Origin of the sequence: Brevundimonas sp. (assembly GCF_036400995.1) — a bacterium.
Classification (GTDB): Bacteria; Pseudomonadota; Alphaproteobacteria; order Caulobacterales; family Caulobacteraceae; genus Brevundimonas.
The window spans coordinates 1-3,531 of the sequence record NZ_DASWWG010000095.1 but is presented as its reverse complement, the minus strand read 5'-3'; the positions used below and the strand labels follow the sequence as shown (position 1 = coordinate 3,531).

The following is a 3,531-nucleotide window of genomic DNA, read 5'->3' as shown; positions in this document are numbered from 1 at the left end:
CCCATGTCGAGCGAGTAGATGGTGGCGTCCTTCAGGACGTCCGGCACCTCGCCGTTGACGATCTTGCGGGCCAGGCCCTCGGCGATGGCGGTCTTGCCGACGCCCGGATCGCCGACCAGCAGCGGGTTGTTCTTGGTCCGGCGGCACAGGATCTGGATCGAGCGCTCGACCTCGGCGTGGCGGCCGATCAGCGGGTCGATCTTGCCGTTGCGGGCCTTCTCGTTGAGGTCGACGCAGTAGGCTTCCAGCGCCTCGCCGCCGGTCTTGGCGGCGGCGGCGTCCTCGGCCTCCTCCGGACCGACGCCGTTGGCCTTGGCCGGGCGGGTCTCGCCGGCGCCGGCCTTCTTGGCGATGCCGTGGGCGATGAAGTTGACCGCGTCGTACCGCGTCATGTCCTGCTCCTGCAGGAAGTAGGCGGCGTGGCTTTCGCGTTCGGAGAAGATGGCGACCAGCACATTGGCGCCCGAGACTTCCTCGCGGCCCGACGACTGGACGTGGATCACCGCGCGCTGGATCACGCGCTGGAAGCCGGCGGTCGGCTTGGCGTCATCGCCGTCCGAGGTGGCCAGGGCGGCCAGGTCGGTGTCGACGTAAAGGGTCAGGGCGGTCTTCAGCGCGGTCAGGTCGACGTTGCACGCCGTCATCACATTGGCGGCGTCGGGATCGTCCACGAGGGCCAGCAGCAGGTGCTCGAGCGTCGCGTATTCATGCCGGCGCTCGTTGGCGTAGTGCACCGCGCGGTGCAGGGTTTCTTCGAGAGGACGGGAAAACGAAGGCATAGGGAGGCTCCTCTCAGTCCTTTTCCATCGTGCATTGCAGCGGGTGCTGGTGACGGCGCGCCGTCTCGACCACCTGGGCGACCTTGGTTTCGGCCACTTCGTAGGTGAAGACACCGCACACCCCGACGCCATGCTGATGCACGTGCAGCATGATGCGGGTGGCGTCCTCGCGGCTCTTCTGGAAGAACCGCTCCAGCACGTAGATGACGAACTCCATCGGCGTGTAGTCGTCGTTCAGGATCAGCACCCGATACAGCGAGGGCTTCTGAAGTTTCGGCCTGGTTTCGGTGATCGTGGCGGAGCCGGAGCCCTCGCCCTGATCGCCGATCTTGCGTGACGGCGGCATTCGTTATCCGAGGTGGGAGAGTCGGATGGACAGATGGGAACTGTCCGACGGTTTTCCAGATGCGGCAAGTCACAGCTTTCTGTTCGGCCGCGGACCGTCAGCCCTTCGGGACCGTCCTCCCCGTCATCCGCCGTTTCGGTTGCGGAAAGCGAACACCGCCCCGCCCTGCGGGAAAATGTGCACTCGAGAAAAAATGGAGTGCACATCGTGCACTTTTTCCCGTGCGGCGGGGTGTGCGGGGACGACTCAACCGGTGGAGAGCGCGAGCGGCGGCGATGTCAAAGACCGGAGCCCAGTCTGGCACGCCGATGCGACAGAATTGGACGTAGGCCACAGAGCTTCCCTCTCCCTGAGGGAGAGGGTGGGGCCCGCCGACGAAGTCGGTGGGAGGGTGTGGGAGCGAATGGTTGGAGGTTGGGCGGGAGTCAGGTGCGGCCGGCGGTGTAAACCCACTCCCTCCCACGCCTGACGGCGCGGGCCCCTCCCTCTCCCGAGGGAGAGGGGGTCGGAGTTTGAACGCAAAAGGCCCCGGCGCTTCCGCCGGGGCCTTCGCAACGCTTACTGGAAGCGGGGTCGCCTTAGCGGGCGGCCTGGAACTTCTCGACCGAGGCGGTGACGCGCTCGTTGATCGGCTTGAAGCTGTCCTTCACCGAGGCGGTGAAGACGTCGGTCATCCTGGAGACTTCCGACAGATAGGTCTCGGCGGCCGACTTGGCCCACGAGGTCTGCAGCTCGATCAGTTCCTGCACCGAGCGGGCGGCGGCCAGCGACTGGGCGGCGGCGACGCCGTCTTCCCAGCTCTTCTTGCCGTAGGCCAGCGAGGCGGCCGACAGGGTCTCGGCGCCCTTCTGGGCGGCGGTGGCCGAGGCGACCAGGGCTTCGAGGTTCTTCTTGCCCTCGGCGTTCAGCTCAGCGACGCCGGCGATCGACTTGTCCACGCCTTCACGGAAGGCCTTGGCGGCGCCCGCTTGCAGCTTCTCGGCCTGGGCGGCGGTCTTTTCGACGGTCGCCTTGGCGGTTTCGACGGTCTTCTTCACGGTTTCGGCGCTGTCGGCCATGGCAGTCTCTCCTGAACCCTGGGGCGGCGGGGGCCGCTGGTGAATTTTTTCACGCGACTGGTGAATCCGTCGCGACGTCGCTCATATGGTGCAACTGCGAAAAGCGGTCAAGGGTTCATTGTGCACCGCACAAAAGTTTCATGAACCGGCGTTCCCGAAACGCTTCACAAAGTCGTTGACGCGCCGTTTACCCTCATGAAACCCGCCTCGCCCGATGGTAGCCTTTCTGTTCAGCGTCACGCCGGGGGGCCGTCGTCGCGCTATGGGATCGAGGCTCGCTTGCGTCTGACCACACTGCTCCGCCAGGGATGGCTTTCGCTGGTGATGATCGCCGTCATGATGGCGACGCCGGTCAGCGCCCCCGTCACGGTCGCCCAGGCCCAGGTGAATCCGACCTACGCCTCGATCGTGGTCGACGCCGAGACCGGCGAGGTCCTGTTCGCCCGCTATGCCGACAGCCGGCGCTATCCGGCGTCGGTGACCAAGGTGATGACTCTTTACATGGCCTTCGAGGCCCTGGCCGACGGCCGGGCGCGGCTGGATGACGTGATCACCGTGTCGCCCCGCGCCGCCAGCCAGCCGCCGTCGAAGCTCGGCCTCGCCGCCGGCCAGACGATCACGCTGGAGGACGCCATGAAGGCGACCGCCGTGCGCAGCGCCAACGACATGGCCGTGGCCATCGCCGAACATATCGGCGGCTCGGAAGCCCGCTTCACCGCCCAGATGACCCTGAAGGCGCAGGAGCTGGGCATGACCCACACGCGCTACGTCAACGCCAACGGCCTGCCGGACGCGCGTCAGCTGACCACCGCCCGCGACCTCGCCGTCCTGGGCCGCGCGGTAATGCGCGACTATCCGCAGTACTACCGGTTCTTCGGCATCCACGACTGGGTCTACAACGGCCGCAACTACACCAACACCAACGGCCTGCTGCGCACCGGCGGCGGCTATGACGGCATGAAGACCGGCCTGACCAACGCCTCGGGCTCGAACATCATGGCCTCGGCCGTGCGGGACGGGAAACGCATAATCACCGTCGTCCTGGGCGGCCAGTCGACGGCCAGCCGCAACGCCCACGTCGCCGCCCTGACCGACACCGGCTTCGAGGTCGTGCGCCTGCGCCGCCAGGGCGAACGCATCCAGGTGGCCCAGCTGTTCTTCGAGCAGCGCGGCTTCGGCAATGTGCCGGGAAGCAACACGCCCTCGCCCTCCCCGTCGGGCGGGCCGGTCCAGTACGCTTCCGTCAGCGACGAGGCCGACGACGCGGAGCTGACCACCATCCTGAACGGCGGCGTGGCGCCGGCCGCCGGGGCCACGCCCGCGCCGCCGGCCACCCGCAGCCCGCCCG

At 67.2% G+C, this 3,531-nt stretch carries 4 protein-coding genes; 1 reads left to right on the top strand and 3 read right to left on the bottom strand.

What is annotated here, in order from left to right:
- The 3 genes from VGE03_RS13280 to VGE03_RS13270 all read right to left on the bottom strand — a co-directional run.
- Nucleotides 1-779, bottom strand: a 779-nt coding sequence (locus tag VGE03_RS13280) for a Clp protease N-terminal domain-containing protein (protein ID WP_331046949.1), incomplete at its 3' end; no start/stop codon positions are given.
- 13 nt (nt 780-792) lie between these two features.
- A complete protein-coding gene (gene clpS / locus VGE03_RS13275) occupies nt 793-1,125 on the bottom strand; it encodes an ATP-dependent Clp protease adapter ClpS (RefSeq protein ID WP_331046948.1) in 333 nt (110 codons plus the stop codon).
- 578 nt (nt 1,126-1,703) lie between these two features.
- Nucleotides 1,704-2,183 (bottom strand): TIGR01841 family phasin, encoded by a 480-nt coding sequence (locus VGE03_RS13270; protein WP_331046947.1) that lies wholly within the window; start codon nt 2,181-2,183, stop codon nt 1,704-1,706.
- Between the two features lie 279 nt (nt 2,184-2,462).
- On the opposite strand from VGE03_RS13270, the gene VGE03_RS13265 reads away from it, so the two are divergent.
- Nucleotides 2,463-3,531 (top strand): D-alanyl-D-alanine carboxypeptidase family protein (locus VGE03_RS13265; RefSeq protein WP_331046946.1); only part of this gene is annotated, 1,069 nt, incomplete at its 3' end.

Excerpts from the sequence above, each read along its gene's own strand:
- clpS (WP_331046948.1), bottom strand. The coding sequence starts at position 1,125 with ATGCCGCCGTCACGCAAGATCGGCGATCAGGGCGAGGGCTCCGGCTCC.
- VGE03_RS13270 (WP_331046947.1), bottom strand. The coding sequence starts at position 2,183 with ATGGCCGACAGCGCCGAAACCGTGAAGAAGACCGTCGAAACCGCCAAG.